Source organism: Salegentibacter flavus (genome assembly GCF_900115145.1).
GTDB classification, from domain to species: domain Bacteria; phylum Bacteroidota; class Bacteroidia; order Flavobacteriales; family Flavobacteriaceae; genus Salegentibacter; species Salegentibacter flavus.
The window spans coordinates 16,298-35,452 of sequence record NZ_FOVL01000008.1 but is presented as its reverse complement, the minus strand read 5'-3'; the positions used below and the strand labels follow the sequence as shown (position 1 = coordinate 35,452).

Sequence of the window (19,155 nt, the reverse complement as noted above, 5' to 3'; positions counted from 1 at the left end):
TCTCCCATTAAATTAATAAAAAGAAATATTAAACCTCCGGAAAGCTAATGGATGATGGTTTTCCATTTTGACTGCCGGAGGTTTTGTGTTGCTTTAATCTTATGGTTAAGTTCTAATTAGATTTTCCCATTTTTTAGCGAGAACTAAGCAGGCTTCAGCATTTAAAGAATTTTCGTCATCTTCATTATAGAAGACGATTTCATCTAATTTTTTGTTTTTTACACCAAATAGATTCAAACTAATATAATTCAGACGGCCTTCAGGATTTTTATCCTTTTGGGTTGATAACCCGATCTCTTTTAACTCCTTAAGATTTAGTATGTTATATTCAGGATTTTTGCCTGGGTTCACAATAAGTAATTTACGAGCTTTTAAATCCAGGCCTAGTATTAGGTTTTCTAAGAGTTCTGTGGTGTCAGGATTTAAATTATTATCCCTACTAATAGTTTTAAGTTTATTGAGTGTTTTTTTCTCTTGTTTATTCTGTTGAACAATTAAAATAAGGATAGGGCCTATAAACACTAATAGTAGACCCAAACCAATTAAGCTTGAAGCTGTATCCATTTTTTTGTTTTTTTTAAAGGTGAAATAATTTCTGGGTGGTCGCTTGATCTAAAAAATGACGTACCTGCACCCGGGCCTTTTCTAAAGCCTTTTATTTATTCAGATTAGCTGAAAATGTTCACCAGAAAAAATGGAATGGGAAGATCTTGTGCTTCAGGTCGTGTTTATGATCCTGAAGGTATTTTGTAGCGTTTTTTAAGCTGTGTGCATTCCTGAAATGAAAATTCCCGGTCACGGCCAGAGAGCCTGTTCCAAAGATATATTCTGAAAAATTTTCGGAATATTCACTTGTCTGACCATAAGTATTTTCCTGAAAGAAAATTACTAAAGCAGCAGATTTAGTTTGAAAATTGAATTCTTGATCAGAATCCTCGGTAAACTGAGGTAATGAAAAAGCAAAAGCCTGCTGTCCATATAGCAACAGCAAACTCAGCATAATAAATGCAATTAAGCCTTTATTTCGAAACTTTTTCATCTCTCAAAAGTATGTAAAAAGCAGGTTGCTTTTTAAACAATTTAATTATCAAATTATGGGCCTAAGAGATAAGCTTAACGGCTTCTTTTGCAAAATAACTGGCAATCATATTTGCTCCCGCGCGTTTAATAGCGGTTAGCTGTTCCAGTACCACGGCATCGTGATCCAGCCAGCCCTTCTCTGAGGCGGCTTTTATCATCGCATATTCCCCGCTAACCTGATAAACCGCCACTGGCACGTTCACCGCGTTTTTAATGTCACGCACTATGTCAAGATAACAGAGACCGGGTTTTACCATAACGATATCGGCGCCTTCCTCTATGTCCATCAGGGTTTCACGGATGGCTTCATCGCGGTTGCCCGGATCCATTTGGTAGGTTTTCTTATTTTTCGGAATGTTCTCGGCATCAACAGGAGCTGAATCCAAAGCATCACGGAAAGGTCCGTAAAAAGCAGAAGCATATTTTGCGCTGTAACTCATAATCCCGGTATCGTGAAAACCTTCGTCTTCCAGTAGACTTCTGATCTCAAAAATGCGTCCGTCCATCATATCGCTGGGGGCCAGAATATCGGCACCGGCTTTGGCGTGGGAAAGTCCCATTTCAGCTAAAACAGCAGTGGTGTCGTCATTGATGATCTTTCCTTCAGCAACTATTCCGTCGTGACCATAAGCAGAGTAGGGATCCAGCGCGAGATCAGTCATTACCAGCATTTCGGGAACTGCTTCTTTTACCGTTTTAATGGCGCGTTGCATTAAACCTTCTGAATTTAAAGCCTCGGTACCTGCATTATCTTTAAGGTTTTCCGGAACCTTAACGAAAAGCAAAACTGATTTCAAACCTAAATTCCACACCTCTTTTACTTCCTTCTTTAAAAGATCCAGGCTCATCCTGTAATAACCCGGCATAGAGGCGATCTCTTCTTTTATGTTTTTTCCTTCTACCACGAAAAGCGGAACGATAAAATCATCTGGAGTGATGGCAGTTTCTCTAACAAGGCTTCTTACTGCCTCATTAGTTCTTAGTCTTCTATTTCTACTTAGTGGATACATTTTTTTGTTTTTTTCTGATTTTATTCGATCTCTTCAAAAAGATAATCGGAATTATATTCTATATTATATGTGTTCAAAAATTTCAGATATTCTTCCCTGAAATTTAATTTTTTGTGATGACTTTCCTGCTCCTGAATGTAATGTATCACCGTGTCTAATTGTGAATGTCCGCAAGAAAAAGCACCGAAGCCTTTTTGCCACTCAAATTTTCCCGCAATCCAATTTCTGGTATTTATAAATCGAGACGAATTGGTTTTTATATCACGAATAAGATCTGAGATATTTTTATTAGGTTTTATTCCCAGAAGGATATGTAAATGGTCCGGCATCCCGTTTATAGCAATTAATTTCTGGCCTTCATTGGTTACGATACCGGTAATGTATTTATATAGTTCGTCCTTCCATTTTTTGGAAATCAGGTTTTGTCGTCCCTTAACGGCAAAAACGTAATGAATATATATTTGTGTATAGGTATTGGCCATTTTTAAATTTACAAATATCCTACGAATAATCTATGCCGCCTCTCTGAGGCTCTCCCTAGCCCGTAACGCTAATTTTCTATAAATATGTCGCTCCTACTGGAGCTTGCGGAATTGCCTTCAATTAGAATATTTAATATAAATTATAATTTTTCAGCCTCGTAGAGGCGATATATTTATAGATTGTGTTTCATTGTGTGTAATGAGCTCCAGAGGAGCGACACATCACCACCAAAACAAATTGGTTATATATTTTGTTCATAGGTGTGGATCATTCTGAAATTCCCAATTATCCAGCGAATAATCTATGCCGCCTCTCTGAGGCTCAATGGAACGTATATCTTCATATGTTCTATAAATATTTCGCTCCTAACGGAGCTTTTGGAATTTCCTTTAATCAGAATGTTTAAAATTATTTAGAACATGTTAGCCTCGTAGAGACGACATACTTATAAAAATGTATCCTGTTTTGTAAGAAGAGCTCCATAGGAGCGGCATTTTATACCCACTCCCGTGGCTTTTCCAAAACCTTCAACAATCTCTCCTCTTCACTGCCTTGCTCAGGATGATGGTCGTAAACCCATTGCACGTGCGGAGGAAGGCTCATCAAAATACTCTCTATCCTGCCATTTGTCTTCAAGCCGAAAAGTGTGCCCTTGTCGTGTACCAGATTAAATTCTGCGTACCGCCCACGCCTGATCTCCTGCCAGTTTCTCTGAGCTTCGGTATAGCTTAAATTTTTTCTTTTTTCCACAATTGGTACGTAAGCTTCGAGAAAACTATCGCCCACTTCGGTCACGAAATCATACCAGGCCTCGATGCTCATTTCTTCGGAAGCCTTTAAATAATCGAAAAACAATCCGCCGACGCCCCGGGCTTCGTCCCGATGAGAATTCCAGAAATATTCATCACACTTTTTCTTGTATTCAGGATAGAATTCAGGATTGTGCTTGTCGCAGGCTTGCTTCGAGATCTTATGAAAATGAATAGCATCTTCCTCGAACAGGTAATAGGGAGTTAGGTCCTGTCCACCGCCAAACCATTGGTCTATCACTTTTCCCGATTTGTCATACATCTCGAAATAGCGCCAGTTAGCATGAACCGTAGGAACCATAGGGCTTTTAGGGTGAAGTACCAGGCTGAGGCCACAGGCGAAAAAATCTACATCACCTACCTTAAAATATTGTTGCATCGCCGGGGGCAAAGGTCCGTGTACTGCCGAGATATTCACTCCGCCTTTTTCAAATACATTTCCGTTTTCAATCACTCGGGTTCTGCCACCACCACCTTCGGGGCGCTCCCATAGATCTTGCTGGAATTTCGCCGCTCCATCGATCTCCTCGAGTTTGGCAGTTATTCTGTCCTGTAATTCCTCTATATATGCGTAAAATTGTTCTCTCATTTTCGATCTTCGATATAAACCAGCTGATTCTGATGGGCGTTTATCTCCTCTGTTTTGCTCACCTTTATGGCCTTTTTCATTTCCTCTTTTAAAAGCGTGATAATAGCCAGATTTTCTTCGGAATAATTCTTTTTAAAGAGCTTGCGACCTATTCGATTATTATGCAAGTCCATCAATTTGGCGGGTTTATCATTCGGTGCGAGTTCCTCGTGCAAATCGGTTATCTTTTTGCTCCATTCTATCGATCTTTCAACAGAACCAGAAACTTTATAACATTTCTCACAGATCAAATAATTCCAAAGCGCGTGCCTGAAGGCGTTAGTACGATTATTTTCGTGATGGTCATCTCCATAAAGTTCATCACAAATCTCAATACTTTGCCTGGTGGCCTTTATTGTTGGAATAATAAAACGGGGCTGCCTGATAGAGACCTTAAAAAGTTGAAAAACTTCTTGTGGCCCCATATTCATTAATCGTCCCCAGATCGCCATCCTGTTATTTATATTCTTTCACTGCTTCAACAAAGGCGATGGCATTTTCCACAGGGATATCGGGTAAGATGCCGTGTCCCAGGTTCGCGATATAACGATCTTTACCAAATTCATCGATCATCTGGTGCACCATCCTTTTGATCTCTGCCGGAGGCGAATATAGTCTGGATGGATCAAAATTACCTTGTAGGGTAATCTGCCCGCCGGTTAAATATCTTGCGTTTTTAGGGCTGCAGGTCCAATCAACGCCAATAGCAGAAGCGCCGGATCTCGCCATAGTATGTAGTGCAAACCAGCAACCTTTTCCGAAGGCGATCACCGGGATCTCATCTTTTAAAGCATCTATGATTTGCTGAATATATTTCCAGGAAAATTCATCGTAATCGTTGGGACTAAGCATCCCGCCCCAGGAATCGAAAACCTGAACTGCATCAACACCGGCCGCAACTTTGGCTTTGAGATAGGCGATAGTAGTATCGGTTATTTTTTGAAGTAGTTGATGCGCCGCAACGGGATTGCTAAAGCAAAATTTCTTGGCGATATCAAAGTTTTTAGAGCCCTGTCCCTGTACCGCGTAGCATAAGATAGTCCAGGGAGAACCTGCAAAACCAATAAGCGGAACCTCATCATTAAGTTCCTTTTTGGTCATTTTTATCGCTTCCATTACGTATCCCAGAGTTTCATCGATATCCGGAACAATCACGCGATCTACATCTTCCTGCGTTCTTATAGGATGAGGGAGCCAGGGACCAACACCCGGTTTCATTTCCACTTCAATGTTCATCGCCTGCGGAATAACCAGAATGTCACTAAAAAGGATAGCGGCATCGGTACCCACCTGTTTTATCGGCATTACAGTAATCTCTGTAGCCAGTTCGGGGGTGCGACAGCGGGTAAAGAAATCGTATTTCTCCTTCAGCTTCATAAAATCTGGCAGGTAACGCCCTGCCTGTCTCATCATCCAAACCGGTGGACGTTCTACGCTCTCTCCTTTTAAGGCTCTTAAAAATAGGTCGTTTTTTATCATTTTAAGTTCTTTTGTGTATAATGCTTCACCACAGTTACGATCAGGTTTTCGATGCTGGGTTTGGTGGCAATTATAATATTTTCAGTGTGTTTTTCAGCTTCTTTTGCGGTGGTCTTACCTATACAAAAGGCGGTGCTCTCCTTTATTTTATTTTCAGAGGCAAAACTCTTTACGCCACTGGGGCTGTAAAACATGATCCCATCAAATTCCTGCGGAAAGCTTTGTTTGTTTAAACTTGTTTTATAAACCTCCACCTCCTGAAATTCTATGCCTTCTTCTTTTAATACTGAAGGTAATTCTTCCCTACGAAGGTTTCCGCAGAAAAAGGTAAAATTATCTTCCCGGTATTTTTCAGTTATAATTTTAGCAAGATCGCTTCCGTAATCTGAAACTTCGCGAATATTAAAGTTATGTTTTTTTAAAAAACCGGCAGTTTTTTCTCCTACACAAAAGCAATTCTGAATTTTTAACTGTCTTTCAATAATAGCTTTTGCGCTGCTCCTGCTGGTTATGATGGCATTTTTGATCTCTTTTTCTGGAAATTCAAAGTCCAGGAATTCAATATTAATGGCATCGTATTCTACAAGGCTCAGCCCGGTATTCAGAAAAAGATTTTTCTGGCTTAAGCTGAGTTTTTTAGTAGAAAGGACCGTCATTATTTTAAGACCTTTCTTATCTCAGTCATCAATTCTTTCCCACCTTTATTCAACACTTCACGGGCACAGCTGGTTCCAAAACCCTGAATTTCGTCAATTCGTGTGGTTTTTTCAACTTCAATTTTTTGTTTACCATCAAGACTGAAAAGCGCGCCTTTAAAATACACAATATTTTTTTCTATGGTTACAAGAGCACCGATTGGGGCGGTACAGCCACCTTCCAGGGTTTTGAGAAATTGACGTTCGATATGAACACTTATTTTGCTTTCCTGGTGATTGAGCAGTTCAAGGGCTTTTCTGGAAAATTCGTCGTTTTCCATAGCTACTACAAGCATTGCTCCCTGGGCGGGAGCCGGAATCATCCAGTTGAGATCTACGTAGTTTTCGGGTTTCAAAGCGATGCGTTCCAGGCCTGCTGCGGCGAAAATGGCACCGTTCCAGTCGTTTTCCTTTATTTTTTTCATCCGGGTGTTTACGTTTCCACGTAAATCAACCACTTGATGATTTGGATACCTGTTGAGCCACTGTGCTTTCCGGCGGAGGCTTCCAGTGGCGATTGTCCCTTCAGAATTCAGGAAATCAAGGCCTTTATGAATTAATAAGTCTTTAGAATTTGCTCTTTTCAGGATAGCGGCTTCTACAATTCCTTTGGGAAGTGCGGTAGGGACGTCTTTCATAGAATGAACGGCAATGTCTATTTCGCCTTTTATCATTGCCACATCCAGGGTTTTGGTGAAAATCCCCGTGATCCCCATCTCATAAAGAGGCTGATCCAGGTTGAGGTCTCCGGTAGATTTTACAGGAACAAGTTTGGTTTCATGACCTAACTTTTCCAGGGCATTTTGTACAGTTTTGGCCTGCCAAAGAGCAAGTTCACTGTCCCGGGTGCCTATTCTAATTGTTTTTTTCATTTCTGAAGCTCTTCTAACTGAAAAACTTTCTGGATGAGTTCCAGGCTTTCATCAGTGGTTTCAGAATCGCTTTTTAGATGATTTGCAAAATGTTTGGTAATCTTTTGAATGATGCGATTGCTTATTATTTCGGCCTGTTCATCATTAAAATCGGTTATTTTTCTGCGTTGAAAATCCAATTCGTCATCCTTCATGGTTTTCAGTTTTTTCTTTAAAGCCTTGATGGTAGGGGCGAATTTTCGGGTTTCCAGCCACTTGTTAAATTCAGCTTCCACTTCGATAATGATCTCCTGTGCCTTGGGAATAAACTGCTGGCGTCGCTCCAGAGTGGCGTCGGTCATCTTTGAGAGCTGATCCAGATGGACGAGCCTCACGTTAGAGAGTTCTGCCACGTCATCGGCCACATTTTTTGGAATTGAAAGATCAAGAATGAGCAGATCTTTTTTGGAATAGATGAGCTCTTTAGAAATGGTAGGATTGTGCGCGCCGGTAGCCACGATTAAAATATCGCTGTTGCGTATCTCGGCTTGTAAATCGGCATAATCTTTAACGATAAGATTAAATTTTCCCGCAACGCGTTCAGCTTTGTCTTTTGTTCGGTTGATTAGGGTAATATGATGGTTTTTTGTGTGTTTAACCAAATTTTCACAAGTGTTACGGCCAATCTTACCGGTTCCGAAGAGTAAAATATTTTTTTCGGAAATATTTTCAATGTTGTTCAGGATATATTGAACAGATGCAAAAGCAACAGAGGTAGCTCCGCTGGAGATCTCAGTTTCATTTTTTATGCGTTTGCTTGCCTGTATGACCGCGTTGACAAGACGCTCTAGAAAAACATTGGTGAGTCCAAGTTTTTTAGACTGGATAAAGGAATTCTTCAGCTGACTTATAATCTCAAAATCGCCCAGGATCTGGCTATCCAGTCCGGTCCCCACCTGGAACATATGAGCTATTGCTCTCTTATTTTTATGCACATAGGCAACCTTTTCAAATTCTTCTACGGTGCCATGGGTATGTTCGCAAAGCAATTTGATAAGTTCAAAAGGGTGATGGGCAAAACCATAAATCTCGGTACGGTTACATGTAGAGGTGGTTAAAATAGCCTCAATTCCTTCTTCGTTGGCCTGTTCCAGCAGTCGCTGTTTGGCTTCTTCGTCAAGGCTAAAATGTCCCCTTATCTCGGCATCAGCTTTTTTGTAGCTTAATCCGATAGTGTAAAAATGTTTACCTCCAGAAAAATGAAAATTCTCCATGTATGTTATTAGGATTGCGTGGACAAAAGTAAAACATAGCTTAAAGAAAATATAACGCTAAAAGTACTAAATGTGTCGATACCTGATAAATATCAGTTAAAATCGGCCTAACTTTGAAAAATAGCCTAAATAATAGTAATTTCAATTGCTTGAAAGGCTTTTATATAGGTGATGAATAAGGAAAGAATTATTTTATGATGAAAACAAACGGCAAAAATATCGCTGGAGGAACCATAGTTAGTACTCAGATAGAGGAAGGCTTTTACATATTCAAGTTCCTTAATGATTCTGCTGAAACTCAGAATTTTGTCCGCGAAATAGATAGTAGTTTTATCCAATTCCATTTTAATGTAAAGGGGAACAGTAGGTTTTTGTTTAACGCTGGCGGGTATGAGTTGCCGCTTCAGGAGGAAAATTCGCTGCTGCTTTATAATCCACAGCAGGCTCTTCCCTTAAACCTAAATCTTGAACCCAATTCCTGGGTGATCTCCCTGGTGATTTCTATTAAAAAATTCCATTCTCTTTTCTCTCAGGAAGCCGATTATATTCCTTTCCTGAGTTCAGAAAATCGGGATAAAAAATATTATAAGGATGCGCCAATTACACCATCTATGGCAATTGTACTTAACCAACTTTTAAATTTCAGTTTAACGCCAAGTATAAAGAACCTGTATTTTAAAGGGAAGGCATACGAGTTGCTTAGCTTATATTTTAACAGAACCGAAGATCCGGATCTTGAACAATGTCCATTTTTGATTGACGAGGAAAATATCCTGAAGATACGCCGCGCGAAGGAGATTGTGATCTCCAAATTGGCCGAGCCGCCATCGCTGCAGGAGCTCGCTAATGAGGTTGGTTTGAGTTTAAAGAAATTAAAAGACGGATTTAAACAGATTTATGGCACTTCGGTGTATAGTTTTCTGTTTGATTATAAAATGGAATACGCCCGAAAATTGTTGGATACCGGAGAATATAATGTAAATGAAGTAGGCCTGAAACTAGGCTACAGCACTGCCAGTCACTTTATAGCTGCCTTTAAAAAGAAATTCGGGACAACCCCGAAGAAATATATTATGTCTTTATCTAAAAATCTTTAGAAATGAGAAGTTTGAAATATTTATCAATAGTTTTTCTTGTACTGACGATTTCAACAAATATGCTTGCTCAGGGGGAGGAAGAGAAAAAAGGAAAAAAGGAAATTCTGGTTTTTCATAAAGCCGAAGGCTTCTGGCATGAATCTACTCCTGCCGGTCACGCGATAATAGAAGATCTCGGCGAAGAAAACGGCTTTGAGGTTGAAGAAACCAATGATAGCGATGATTTTAACGAAGAAGACCTTAAAAAATATGATTTGGTGATTTTCTTAAACACCACCGGAGATGTACTGAATGATAAAGAACAAAGCGCTTTCGAAAAATATATTGCCGATGGTGGAAGTTTCTTCGGAATTCATGCCGCCGCCGACACCGAATATGATTGGCCCTGGTATGGCGAGCTGGTGGGTGGTTATTTTGTGAGTCATCCCGAGGTGCAGCGGGCTAACGTGATCGTTGAGATGCCCGATCACCCAACTGTTTCCCACCTTCCCAATCCCTGGTCGAGAATAGATGAGTGGTATAATTACAAAAATCTTAACCCTGAAAATAAAGTACTGCTAAGCCTTGATGAAACGACTTATAATGGCGGAGAGAACGGAGAAAGCCATCCCATTGCCTGGTATCGTGAGCTTCCCGGTGGTGGTGTTAGTATATACACCGGAGGTGGCCACAGGATCCAGTCTTATATGGAACCGGGATTTCAGGAACATTTATTAAGATGTATACTTTTTGCTCTTGGAGAAGAGAACGATACCAATTTGATTATTGAACAATAAAGATTCAGAATAGCGGCGGTTTTCACCTCCCGTATTATAGTTATATTTTTGTGACGAAACTAATGAAGCTATGAGTAAAGGCGTATTACTGGTCAACCTGGGATCCCCGGAGAGCACCGATCCAAAAGATGTGAAAAAATACCTGGACGAATTCCTTATGGATGAACGGGTTATAGATGTTCCTTATTGGGCACGAGTACTTCTTGTGAGAGGAATAGTACTGAATACCAGGCCAAAAAAATCTGCCGAGGCTTATAAAAAGATCTGGTGGGAAGAAGGTTCGCCTTTAATAGTACTTTCTGAAAGACTGCAGTCAAAAATAGACGATCTAACTTCGGTGCCAATAGCCCTGGCGATGCGTTACGGGAAGCCTTCAATTATGGAAGGCTTGCAAGAATTACATGACAAAGGGGTAAATGAAGTCTTGCTTTTTCCGCTTTATCCTCAGTTTGCGATGGCCACTACCGAAACTATCTTGGTTTTAGCTGAAGAACTTAGGCAAAAGCATTTTCCGCAGATGCAATTCACTACCGTGCCGCCCTTTTATAATCATCCCGATTATATACGGGTTCTTGCCGAAAGTATTTCTGAAAGCTTAAAAGGAAAGGATTTTCAGCATTTATTGTTTTCTTATCATGGGGTTCCAGAAAGGCATATTCGCAAAAGCGATATCACAAAATCTCACTGTAAAATTGATGGAAGCTGTTGTCAGACTCCTTCAGAAGCACACCAGTTTTGCTACAGGCACCAGTGTTTTGAAACTACCCGTTTAGTGGCTGAATACCTGGAATTGAAAGAAAATTCCTATAGCGTTTCTTTCCAATCCCGACTTGGTTTCGACCCGTGGCTTCAACCATATACCGATAGAACCATTGAACGCTTCGGGAAACAGGGAATGAAAAAACTTGCCATTGTAACTCCGGCTTTTGTTTCAGATTGTCTGGAGACTTTGGAAGAGATCGCTATGGAAGGAGAAGAAATATTCCACGAGGTAGGAGGAGAGGATTTTAATGTAGTAGCCTGTTTGAATGATCGCGATGACTGGGTAAAAATCCTGTCCCGATGGATCGATGAGTGGGCATATCAAAAGGCTGTTGAGGTATAATGTCAAAAATCACTGCTGCCGAACTCGGAAATAAACCCATAGGGAAACTTCTTATTCAGCAGGCAGTTCCGGCATCTGTCGGGATTTTGGTGATGTCCCTGAACATCCTTGTAGATACTATTTTTGTTGGAAACTGGATAGGCCCGGTAGCTATAGCAGCTATTAATGTGGTTTTACCGGTTTCTTTTTTTATTGCCGCCCTGGGAATGGCCATTGGGGTAGGAGGATCTTCGGTGGTGTCCAGAGCTCTGGGTGCAAATCATTCTGAAAAGGCCTTAAGAACCTTTGGTAATATGATAAGCCTTACACTTATCCTATCTTCTGCGCTGGTAATTCTTGGACTTCTTTTTGTAGATTTTCTTATTCCCGCTTTTGGAGGAAAGGGGGATATTTTTGAACCCGCAAGAATTTATTATCAGGTTGTTGTTAGCGGGGTGCCTTTTCTCGCCCTTTGTATGATGGGTAATACAGTTATAAGAGCTGAAGGCAAACCTAAATTTGCCATGGTCGCGATGATCATTCCTTCTGTGGTAAACCTTTTCCTGGATTACCTTCTTATAAATGTTCTGGAAATGGGAATGCTAGGGGCGGCCTTAGCCACAACTGCTTCTTATATCTTCTGTTTCATCTATGTATTTTGGTTTTTCCTCTCAAAAAATTCAGAATTAAAGATCAGTCTAAGTCATTTTGGTTTTAAACTACCTATCCTTAGGGAAATATCTTCATTGGGATTTGTTACCCTGGCCCGGCAAGCCGTGGTAAGTGTAATCTATCTTTTAATGAATAATATTCTCTTTGATCTGGGTGGAGAAAATGCGGTCACGGTTTATGCCATAATTGCCCGAATGCTGATGTTCGCTTTGTTTCCTGTGCTAGGTGTAACCCAAGGGTTTTTACCAATTGCCGGGTATAATTATGGTGCCAGGGAATTTTCCCGGGTTAAAGAAAGTATTCGCACCGCCGTGATCTATGCCAGTGGGCTAGCTTTGCTGGTTTTTGCCGGAATAATGTTTTTTTCTGAAGATATTGTGAAGATCTTTACCGGAAACGAGGAGATTATCGCTGCAACACCCTCGGCAATGCGCTGGGTTTTTGCGGCTACTCCAATTGTTGCACTCCAATTAATAGGAGCAGCCTATTTTCAGGCGGTAGGTAAGGCACTGCCAGCCCTTTTACTTACGCTTTCCCGGCAGGGTTTTTTCTTTATTCCTCTGGTGCTTATTCTGCCCAACTATCTGGGAGAATTAGGAGTTTGGATTTCATTTCCGCTGGCCGATGTTTTGTCGACTATCGTAACCGGTTATTTTTTACACCGGGAAGTAAAATCAAACCTGAAACCCGATTAAGATTTAAGATTCAAATACCTAAAACAAATACTTATCTTTGTTAGGATTGAAAGCTGTTTGAGCTACCGATAAAAACAAGCAAACTTATAATTTGTGATAGAATATTACCACTACATTAAAGCACTTCATTTAATTTTTGTGATCACCTGGTTTGCCGGGCTTTTTTATATCCCAAGGTTATTTATTTACCATATTGAAGCCAGCCTCAAACCCGAACCGGAAAAACATATCCTTAGTGAACAATTAAAACTGATGACCAAAAGGTTGTGGTATATTATCACCTGGCCTTCAGCTATACTTGCGAGTCTATTTGCGTTCTGGCTGTTATTTTTGATGCCTTCATTTTTGCAAATGGATTGGATGCTTATAAAACTGGCTTTCGTAGTGTTATTGTATGCCTATCACTATAAATGCCATTTGATTTTCAGGGAAATGCAAAAGGATGTTATTAATTGGTCTTCCACCCAAATGCGGCTATGGAATGAAGTATCTACCCTAATCCTTTTTGCAGTTGTTTTTCTGGTTATCCTTCGGGATTCACTCAACTGGATCTATGGGGTGGTAGGAATATTTTTGCTTGCCGGCATGTTGATGCTGGGCATTAAAATTTACAAGAGAATACGAGCCGGAAACCCTAAGGCCTGATATTTGCTTAAATGGAGCTGTATGAATTTGTTAAACCTTTCTTTGCGTTCCCGAATTTTCTTCTCTATGCTATTATTGGTATTAGGGACTTCCATCCTTATTGTTGGAGTAACCGTTTTTCAGTATAAGAAGGAGGCAGAACAGTATCACAGTGAGCGACTAGAAAGAAAGGAACAGGCCATAATGGAAAATATTCGCTTTGTTCTGGGAAGTACTACCTATTATGTGAATACTGAAAATATTGATGAGATCTTCAAGGAACGCGGAAAGATCTATGAAATGGCGCAGGTTCACGAAATGCAGATCAATATCTACGATCTGGAGGGCCGTTTGTTGGTGAAATCCAACGAATCTTTTTTTAAGGATACTACCGATGTACAGTTAGATAAGGAGCTCCTGGAGAGGCTGGATAATTCTTCCGGAAAAAGAGTCTTACAGCATACCGAAGTGAATGGGGATAAATTTCAGTCTTCCTATTCCTATATCACAGACAATAAATTTAAACCGCTTGCTATCTTATACCTGCCGTATCTTCAGGATGATAGTTTGTTGAATCGTGATCTCAATAATTTCCTTATGCGTATGGGTGAGGTCTATTTATTGATGTTGGTGTTGGCCATTATTTTGTCTTATTTCCTTTCAAAGTATATCACTAAAACCCTGAAAATTATATCAGACAAGATCAACCAGACCAGGTTAGACAAGCGCAACCAGAAAATTGAGATCGGCAATGCTTCCGAGGAGATCTATGCCCTGGTATCGGCATATAACAGTATGATTGATGAGCTTGAAGAAAGCGCGGTGAAGCTCGCTACCAGTGAGCGGGAACAGGCCTGGCGGGAAATGGCCAAGCAGGTAGCTCACGAGATCAAGAATCCACTAACCCCAATGCGGCTTAGCGTGCAAAGTTTTCAGAAGAATTTTGATCCAAATGATCCCAACATAGAACATAAGGTAGATGAATATTCCCAAACCCTCATCAATCAGATAGACACGATGAGTTCTATAGCTTCGGCTTTCTCGAATTTTGCTAAAATGCCGGCACAACAAAATGAAACCCTAAACGTACCGAAGATCGTTAAGTTGGCCCTGGATATTTTTAATGAAAGCTATATAAACTTCACTACAGACAGGGAGGAGATTCTGGCTAAATTTGATCGTACACAGCTAATTAGGGTAATTACCAACCTTGTTAAGAATGCCATCCAGGCTGTACAGGACACAGAGAATCCTCAAATTCTGGTGAGTGTGCAAGATGAAGATACTATGGTTTGTATTTCGGTTTCTGATAACGGTTCCGGAATTGCAGAAGAAAATAAAGAAATGGTTTTTGAACCTAAATTTACCACTAAAAGCAGCGGAATGGGACTTGGTCTCGCGATGGTGAAAAAAATTGTAGAAAACTACCAGGGGACTATCAGTTTTAGTTCAAAACAAAATAAAGGCACTATCTTTAAGGTGCGATTTCCAAAATAGCTAAAAAATTAAATAATGGATTACGAAAATATTTTAACCGAAGAACAGGACGGTATACTACACATTACAATAAACCGCCATACAAAACTTAACGCTCTTAACAAGGCTACCATAAAAGAACTTCACGAAGCTTTTTCTGAAGCTAAAGAAGATCACGATGTAAAAGTGATCATCCTTACCGGAAGTGGAGAAAAAGCTTTCGTGGCCGGTGCCGATATCAGCGAATTTGCTGATTTTACTCCGGAAGAAGGCCGTGAACTTGCCGCCGAAGGACAGGCTTCACTTTTTGATTTTGTAGCTAATTTTCCTAAACCTGTGATTGCTGCCGTAAACGGATTTGCCCTTGGAGGTGGTTTGGAATTGGCGATGGCTGCTCATTTTAGAATTGCCAGCGATAATGCCAAAATGGGATTGCCGGAAGTCTCCCTTGGAGTAATCCCCGGATATGGTGGTACACAACGTCTTCCTCAATTAGTTGGGAAAGGTCGTGCGATGGAAATGATTATGACGGCGGGAATGATCGATGCTAACCAGGCGCTTCAGTATAACCTGGTTAATCACGTGACTTCTTTAGATGAACTTCCCGAACTTGCTCTAGAACTGGCACAAAAAATAATGAAAAACTCTCTTGTTGCAATAAGTGGAGCGATTAGATCGATAAATGCTAATTACCAGGATGGTGTGAACGGTTTTGAAGTGGAAATAAGCGAGTTTGGCCATGCCTTTGGTACCGAAGATTTTAAAGAAGGAACTTCTGCCTTTCTCAATAAACGCAAAGCCGATTTTCCTGGGGAATAATCTATATTCTTAAGTTTCCTGTTAAATTTATCCTCTAATTTCCTTAAATGGATATATTCCATATTTTTGTAATATGTCCAAAAATGAATTCATAAAAGGAAGAGGAGCGCAACTGAATGTATCCAATAAGTTCGAGGCGCAGCAGCACGAATTTCGGGATGATTTTCTGAATTATTGTGCGGCAGAAGGGGATGAGGTACAGAATAACAATACGGTTTTAATTGATACTTTCTCAAAAACCATTGTAAACAAAGTAACCAGTCCCGATGTTGGAATGGAATACTCACTTAATCCCTACCAGGGCTGCGAGCACGGCTGCATTTACTGTTATGCACGTAATTCTCATGAATACTGGGGTTACAGCGCCGGCCTTGATTTTGAAAGAAAGATCCTGGTTAAAAGGAAGGCGGTAGAATTACTCGAAAAGAAATTCCGAAGCAGGAAATGGGAAGCTAAACCAATTATTCTTTCCGGAAATACCGATTGTTATCAACCCATTGAAAAAAAACTGAAGATCACCCGGCAGTTGCTGGAAACTTTTCTAAAGTATAAACATCCGGTAGGGATAATTACCAAAAACGCTTTGTTACAAAGGGATATGGATATTCTTCGCGAGCTGGCAGAAGATGATCTGGTAAGCGTTACACTTAGTGTAACTTCCCTTTCTGAAGAAACCCGAAGGATTCTGGAACCACGTACGGCCAGTATCAAAAAACGACTGGAAACCATTGAAATACTTTCCCGGGCCAACATCCCGGTGAATGTAATGATGGCACCCATAATTCCTGCTATAAATTCCCATGAGATTATGCCTTTGGCCAAAGAAATTTCAGAAAGAGGAGCCTTGAGCCTGGGCTATACCATAGTTCGCCTGAACGGTGCGATAGCAGAAATCTTTACCGATTGGATTAAAAAAACCATGCCCGATAGAGCTGATAAGGTGCTAAATCAAATAAAAAATATTCACGGCGGGAATCTTAATGATAGCCGTTTTGGAACACGAATGAAAGGGGAGGGGGAATTCGCTAGTCAGGTTGCGCAGCAGTTTAAGCTCGCAAGAAAAAAATACTTTTCAGATAAAGAAAGAATTAAGCTGAACTGTAAACTACACGAAAGCTTTAAAGATGGGCAAATGAAATTATTCTAAGTGAGACCGTCCCACTCGTTGTAAAACTGCTGGAGATAATTCTCCATAAACCTATGTCGTTCTTCGGCAATTTCCCGGCCGGTTTCGGTGTTCATAAGGTCTTTAAGCAAGAGTAGTTTTTCGTAAAAATGATTAATAGTAGGAGCAGCCGAGGCCTTGTACTCCTCTTTTGTCATATTCAGGTTTGGTTTGATTCCCGGATCATATAAAGCGCGACCTTTAAAACCGCCATAATTGAAAGTGCGGGCAATGCCAATTGCGCCTAGAGCATCAAGCCTATCGGCATCCTGCACGATTTTTAATTCAATAGAATGGAAGCTTTGCTTTTCATTTCCACCTTTGAAGGAGACATTCTCGATGATCTTTATAACGTGATTTTTTTCCTCTTCGGGAACTGCCTGGGTTCCGAGGAATTCAGAAGCCATTTTAGGGCCCTTACTTTCGTCGCCATTGTGAAATTTATAGTCGGCGATGTCGTGTAGCAGGGCACCGAGTTTTACAATAAATCTGTTGGCGTTTTCTCCTTCGGCAATTAGTTTAGCATTATTGTATACTCTTTGTATATGAAACCAATCGTGGCCGCCCTCGGCATCGGCCAGTGTTTTTTGCACAAATTCAACGGTGTTCTTGATTACTTCTGGTTTGTTCATAGAGGGAGGTTTTTGAAAATCAATAATCCGTTCCTATTTAATATCTGCGATGATGGTTCGCTCTACTTTTGCTACAAGGCTCTCAGCGTCGTCTGAATTAACCGGGATAGGTTCGTGAACCTTTAAGGTAACATGGACTCCGGGTTCCATAGGGAAATTGCCGTGCTTAAATAATTTCCAGGAATTGTTGATAGTTACAGGGACGATAAGCGCATCAGGCATTTTTTTAAACAGTAACTGAAGTCCGCTAACGGCAAATTTCTTTGGTTCCCCTGTTCGGCTTCGGGTACCTTCGGGAAAGATTACGGCAGAATGTTTCGTCTTGTTTAGATAATCGGCGAATTTTGCCATTTTCACCATGGCTTCCCGTTTGTTTTTACGGTCAATTAATACTGAACCACCGTGTCTTAAATTGAATGAAATACTCGGGATGCCATGTCCCAATTCCTTCTTGCTGACAAATTTGGCATGATGCTTTCGCATATACCATATTATGGGTGGAATATCATACATTCCCTGGTGATTAGCTACAATAATACAGGGTTTGTCTGTAGGAATATCGTACGGGTTATTAAAGGTAAAGCGCGTGCCGAGAAGGTTAAGACAGCGCATAAGGAATAAATTAAAAATATCCACGCTTTTCTTATGCGGTTGATAACCACCAAGTTTCAGACTTATCCATTGTATTGGATGAAAAACCAAAAGGGTTAGAAAAAAGAAGATATAAAACAGTACCGATAATGGGTAAGAAAGTATTTTTTTCATCTTAAATATTATGGGGCTAAAGTACATATTTAAGCCCAAAATTTAAAAATGTTAAAGGGTTTCACATTTTCCGTTCACGCAACCAATTTTTTCCGGAGGAGTGACTAACATGCAATCTGAAACGATCCCATATTTTCGATTAAAATCAGATTCGGCTTTGTTGTAGTTCTCAACTAATTCTTCCAGTTTTTGTCTGTCTATTGAGGAAGAGAATAGCAGATAGGTTTTGGGTCCGCCACAGGCCTTGCTGCCAGCGGCTATAAAATCGCAGCGGTTTTCTTCATCACAGGATTCCCGGGAAATGAAATCTTTTATCTCCTCAAGTTGAAGATCAAGTTCTTTCCGATCTGCCTGCTGTGAATTTTCGTTACTATCGCAGCCCGAAATTGAAAGAAAAATTGAAATAAAAATCACCAGCATTCTCATAAGGAAGTTTTTTCAGCATAAATATAAAACGAAAAAAGGCCGCCTGCATCGCAAACGGCCTTTTTTATAGCTTACTTTCTATTAGCAAAAATCGTTATAGGCAGCCATTAGGTTTTCAGCGATCATCTCGGCCGGGCGTCCTTCAATGTGATGACGCTCGAGCATATGAACTAATTCTCCATCCTTGTAAAGTGCCATAGATGGCGAAGAGGGAGGAAAAGGCAGCATATAATCACGGGCCTGGGTGGTAGCTTCTTTATCTACACCGGCGAAAACTGTATAAAGGTTATCTGGTTTTTTTGCGTTTTGTAGCGATAGTCTTGCACCGGGACGGGCATTTGCAGCGGCACAGCCACAAACCGAATTAACTACCACCAGGGTAGTTCCTTCTTTCTTCATTGCGGCATCTACATCTTCTACGCTGTGCAATTCTTCAAAACCTATGCTGGTCAAATCTTCGCGCATTGGTTTTACTAACTCTGCTGGGTACATATATTATTTGTTTTTGTATTAAAATTTTTATGAAAAGCAAAGATACCAAATTAACTTAAGCTGAGCATATCTCAATTTATTATAGGTGAATAGGTTATGTCAATTACATTCAGTAGGCTGGCA

At 40.4% G+C, this 19,155-nt stretch carries 22 protein-coding genes; 8 read left to right on the top strand and 14 right to left on the bottom strand.

The features are described from left to right. Positions 1-105: 105 nt before the first annotated feature. The 10 genes from BM266_RS07875 to hemA form a co-directional block, all read right to left on the bottom strand. Complete coding sequence (locus tag BM266_RS07875) at positions 106-564, bottom strand: hypothetical protein (protein WP_093408032.1); 459 nt, start codon at positions 562-564, stop codon at positions 106-108. 118 nt (positions 565-682) lie between these two features. Continuing rightward, complete coding sequence (locus BM266_RS07870) at positions 683-1,039, bottom strand: hypothetical protein (protein WP_093408030.1); 357 nt, start codon at positions 1,037-1,039, stop codon at positions 683-685. 61 nt (positions 1,040-1,100) lie between these two features. Next, the gene (hemB, locus tag BM266_RS07865) at positions 1,101-2,090 is read right to left on the bottom strand and encodes a porphobilinogen synthase (RefSeq protein WP_093408029.1); all 990 of its coding nucleotides are present in this window, start codon (positions 2,088-2,090) and stop codon (positions 1,101-1,103) included. Positions 2,091-2,110: 20 nt separating this feature from the next. Beyond that, a complete protein-coding gene (gene tnpA / locus BM266_RS07860) occupies positions 2,111-2,572 on the bottom strand; it encodes an IS200/IS605 family transposase (protein ID WP_093408027.1) in 462 nt (153 codons plus the stop codon). 496 nt (positions 2,573-3,068) lie between these two features. Next, entirely contained in the window at positions 3,069-3,971 is a 903-nt protein-coding gene (gene hemF, locus BM266_RS07855; protein ID WP_093408025.1) for an oxygen-dependent coproporphyrinogen oxidase, read from the bottom strand. Beyond that, the gene (locus BM266_RS07850; RefSeq protein WP_093408022.1) at positions 3,968-4,462 is read right to left on the bottom strand and encodes a DUF6973 domain-containing protein; all 495 of its coding nucleotides are present in this window, start codon (positions 4,460-4,462) and stop codon (positions 3,968-3,970) included. The genes hemF and BM266_RS07850 overlap by 4 nt, the downstream gene beginning before the upstream one ends. A 4-nt stretch (positions 4,463-4,466) precedes the next feature. Beyond that, on the bottom strand, positions 4,467-5,489 hold the full coding sequence (gene hemE, locus BM266_RS07845; RefSeq protein WP_093408020.1) for a uroporphyrinogen decarboxylase: 1,023 nt from the start codon (positions 5,487-5,489) through the stop codon (positions 4,467-4,469). Then, entirely contained in the window at positions 5,486-6,145 is a 660-nt protein-coding gene (locus tag BM266_RS07840; protein WP_245760406.1) for a uroporphyrinogen-III synthase, read from the bottom strand. The genes hemE and BM266_RS07840 overlap by 4 nt, the downstream gene beginning before the upstream one ends. Further along, a complete protein-coding gene (gene hemC / locus BM266_RS07835) occupies positions 6,145-7,056 on the bottom strand; it encodes a hydroxymethylbilane synthase (RefSeq protein ID WP_093408015.1) in 912 nt (303 codons plus the stop codon). Before hemC ends, BM266_RS07840 begins: the two co-directional genes overlap by 1 nt. Continuing rightward, complete coding sequence (gene hemA, locus BM266_RS07830; protein ID WP_093408012.1) at positions 7,053-8,309, bottom strand: glutamyl-tRNA reductase; 1,257 nt, start codon at positions 8,307-8,309, stop codon at positions 7,053-7,055. The genes hemC and hemA overlap by 4 nt, the downstream gene beginning before the upstream one ends. 197 nt (positions 8,310-8,506) lie before the next feature. Between hemA and BM266_RS07825 the strand changes: the two genes are divergently transcribed. The 8 genes from BM266_RS07825 (at position 8,507) to BM266_RS07790 (ending at position 16,699) form a co-directional block, all read left to right on the top strand. Then, positions 8,507-9,406, top strand: a complete 900-nt coding sequence (locus tag BM266_RS07825) for a helix-turn-helix domain-containing protein (RefSeq protein WP_093408293.1) — start codon at positions 8,507-8,509, stop codon at positions 9,404-9,406. Between the two features lie 2 nt (positions 9,407-9,408). Beyond that, on the top strand, positions 9,409-10,182 hold the full coding sequence (locus tag BM266_RS07820) for a ThuA domain-containing protein (protein ID WP_093408010.1): 774 nt from the start codon (positions 9,409-9,411) through the stop codon (positions 10,180-10,182). A 70-nt stretch (positions 10,183-10,252) separates the two neighbouring features. Further along, entirely contained in the window at positions 10,253-11,287 is a 1,035-nt protein-coding gene (hemH, locus tag BM266_RS07815) for a ferrochelatase (RefSeq protein ID WP_093408007.1), read from the top strand. Then, complete coding sequence (locus tag BM266_RS07810; RefSeq protein WP_093408005.1) at positions 11,287-12,633, top strand: MATE family efflux transporter; 1,347 nt, start codon at positions 11,287-11,289, stop codon at positions 12,631-12,633. The genes hemH and BM266_RS07810 overlap by 1 nt, the downstream gene beginning before the upstream one ends. Positions 12,634-12,726: 93 nt before the next feature. After that, on the top strand, positions 12,727-13,278 hold the full coding sequence (locus BM266_RS07805; RefSeq protein WP_175494780.1) for a CopD family protein: 552 nt from the start codon (positions 12,727-12,729) through the stop codon (positions 13,276-13,278). Positions 13,279-13,299: 21 nt separating this feature from the next. Beyond that, a complete protein-coding gene (locus BM266_RS07800; protein WP_093408002.1) occupies positions 13,300-14,754 on the top strand; it encodes a sensor histidine kinase in 1,455 nt (484 codons plus the stop codon). Positions 14,755-14,769: 15 nt separating this feature from the next. Continuing rightward, positions 14,770-15,552: an enoyl-CoA hydratase/isomerase family protein gene (locus BM266_RS07795; RefSeq protein ID WP_093408000.1), complete on the top strand. Its 783-nt coding sequence runs from the start codon at positions 14,770-14,772 to the stop codon at positions 15,550-15,552. 73 nt (positions 15,553-15,625) lie between these two features. Further along, the gene (locus tag BM266_RS07790; RefSeq protein WP_093407997.1) at positions 15,626-16,699 is read left to right on the top strand and encodes a PA0069 family radical SAM protein; all 1,074 of its coding nucleotides are present in this window, start codon (positions 15,626-15,628) and stop codon (positions 16,697-16,699) included. Here BM266_RS07790 and BM266_RS07785 read toward each other — a convergent pair. From BM266_RS07785 to BM266_RS07770, 4 genes are all read right to left on the bottom strand, one after another. Continuing rightward, entirely contained in the window at positions 16,696-17,349 is a 654-nt protein-coding gene (locus BM266_RS07785) for an HD domain-containing protein (RefSeq protein ID WP_093407995.1), read from the bottom strand. The two genes, BM266_RS07790 and BM266_RS07785, sit on opposite strands and share 4 nt — an antisense overlap. Positions 17,350-17,382: 33 nt before the next feature. Then, positions 17,383-18,114 carry a lysophospholipid acyltransferase family protein gene (locus BM266_RS07780; protein WP_093407992.1) on the bottom strand — a complete coding sequence of 244 codons (732 nt, stop codon included), beginning with the start codon at positions 18,112-18,114 and terminating at the stop codon, positions 17,383-17,385. Between the two features lie 51 nt (positions 18,115-18,165). Beyond that, the gene (locus BM266_RS07775) at positions 18,166-18,540 is read right to left on the bottom strand and encodes a hypothetical protein (protein ID WP_139220609.1); all 375 of its coding nucleotides are present in this window, start codon (positions 18,538-18,540) and stop codon (positions 18,166-18,168) included. 81 nt (positions 18,541-18,621) lie between these two features. Then, positions 18,622-19,032: a BrxA/BrxB family bacilliredoxin gene (locus BM266_RS07770; RefSeq protein ID WP_093407987.1), complete on the bottom strand. Its 411-nt coding sequence runs from the start codon at positions 19,030-19,032 to the stop codon at positions 18,622-18,624. Positions 19,033-19,155: the final 123 nt, after the last annotated feature.

Coding starts and splice junctions, on each gene's coding strand:
- BM266_RS07875 (WP_093408032.1), bottom strand. CDS start 564: ATGGATACAGCTTCAAGCTTAATTGGTTTGGGTCTACTATTAGTGTTT.
- BM266_RS07870 (WP_093408030.1), bottom strand. CDS start 1,039: ATGAAAAAGTTTCGAAATAAAGGCTTAATTGCATTTATTATGCTGAGT.
- hemB (WP_093408029.1), bottom strand. CDS start 2,090: ATGTATCCACTAAGTAGAAATAGAAGACTAAGAACTAATGAGGCAGTA.
- tnpA (WP_093408027.1), bottom strand. CDS start 2,572: ATGGCCAATACCTATACACAAATATATATTCATTACGTTTTTGCCGTT.
- hemF (WP_093408025.1), bottom strand. CDS start 3,971: ATGAGAGAACAATTTTACGCATATATAGAGGAATTACAGGACAGAATA.
- BM266_RS07850 (WP_093408022.1), bottom strand. CDS start 4,462: ATGGCGATCTGGGGACGATTAATGAATATGGGGCCACAAGAAGTTTTT.
- hemE (WP_093408020.1), bottom strand. CDS start 5,489: ATGATAAAAAACGACCTATTTTTAAGAGCCTTAAAAGGAGAGAGCGTA.
- BM266_RS07840 (WP_245760406.1), bottom strand. CDS start 6,145: ATGACGGTCCTTTCTACTAAAAAACTCAGCTTAAGCCAGAAAAATCTT.
- hemC (WP_093408015.1), bottom strand. CDS start 7,056: ATGAAAAAAACAATTAGAATAGGCACCCGGGACAGTGAACTTGCTCTT.
- hemA (WP_093408012.1), bottom strand. CDS start 8,309: ATGGAGAATTTTCATTTTTCTGGAGGTAAACATTTTTACACTATCGGA.
- BM266_RS07825 (WP_093408293.1), top strand. CDS start 8,507: ATGAAAACAAACGGCAAAAATATCGCTGGAGGAACCATAGTTAGTACT.
- BM266_RS07820 (WP_093408010.1), top strand. CDS start 9,409: ATGAGAAGTTTGAAATATTTATCAATAGTTTTTCTTGTACTGACGATT.
- hemH (WP_093408007.1), top strand. CDS start 10,253: ATGAGTAAAGGCGTATTACTGGTCAACCTGGGATCCCCGGAGAGCACC.
- BM266_RS07810 (WP_093408005.1), top strand. CDS start 11,287: ATGTCAAAAATCACTGCTGCCGAACTCGGAAATAAACCCATAGGGAAA.
- BM266_RS07800 (WP_093408002.1), top strand. CDS start 13,300: ATGAATTTGTTAAACCTTTCTTTGCGTTCCCGAATTTTCTTCTCTATG.
- BM266_RS07795 (WP_093408000.1), top strand. CDS start 14,770: ATGGATTACGAAAATATTTTAACCGAAGAACAGGACGGTATACTACAC.
- BM266_RS07790 (WP_093407997.1), top strand. CDS start 15,626: ATGTCCAAAAATGAATTCATAAAAGGAAGAGGAGCGCAACTGAATGTA.
- BM266_RS07785 (WP_093407995.1), bottom strand. CDS start 17,349: ATGAACAAACCAGAAGTAATCAAGAACACCGTTGAATTTGTGCAAAAA.
- BM266_RS07780 (WP_093407992.1), bottom strand. CDS start 18,114: ATGAAAAAAATACTTTCTTACCCATTATCGGTACTGTTTTATATCTTC.
- BM266_RS07775 (WP_139220609.1), bottom strand. CDS start 18,540: ATGAGAATGCTGGTGATTTTTATTTCAATTTTTCTTTCAATTTCGGGC.
- BM266_RS07770 (WP_093407987.1), bottom strand. CDS start 19,032: ATGTACCCAGCAGAGTTAGTAAAACCAATGCGCGAAGATTTGACCAGC.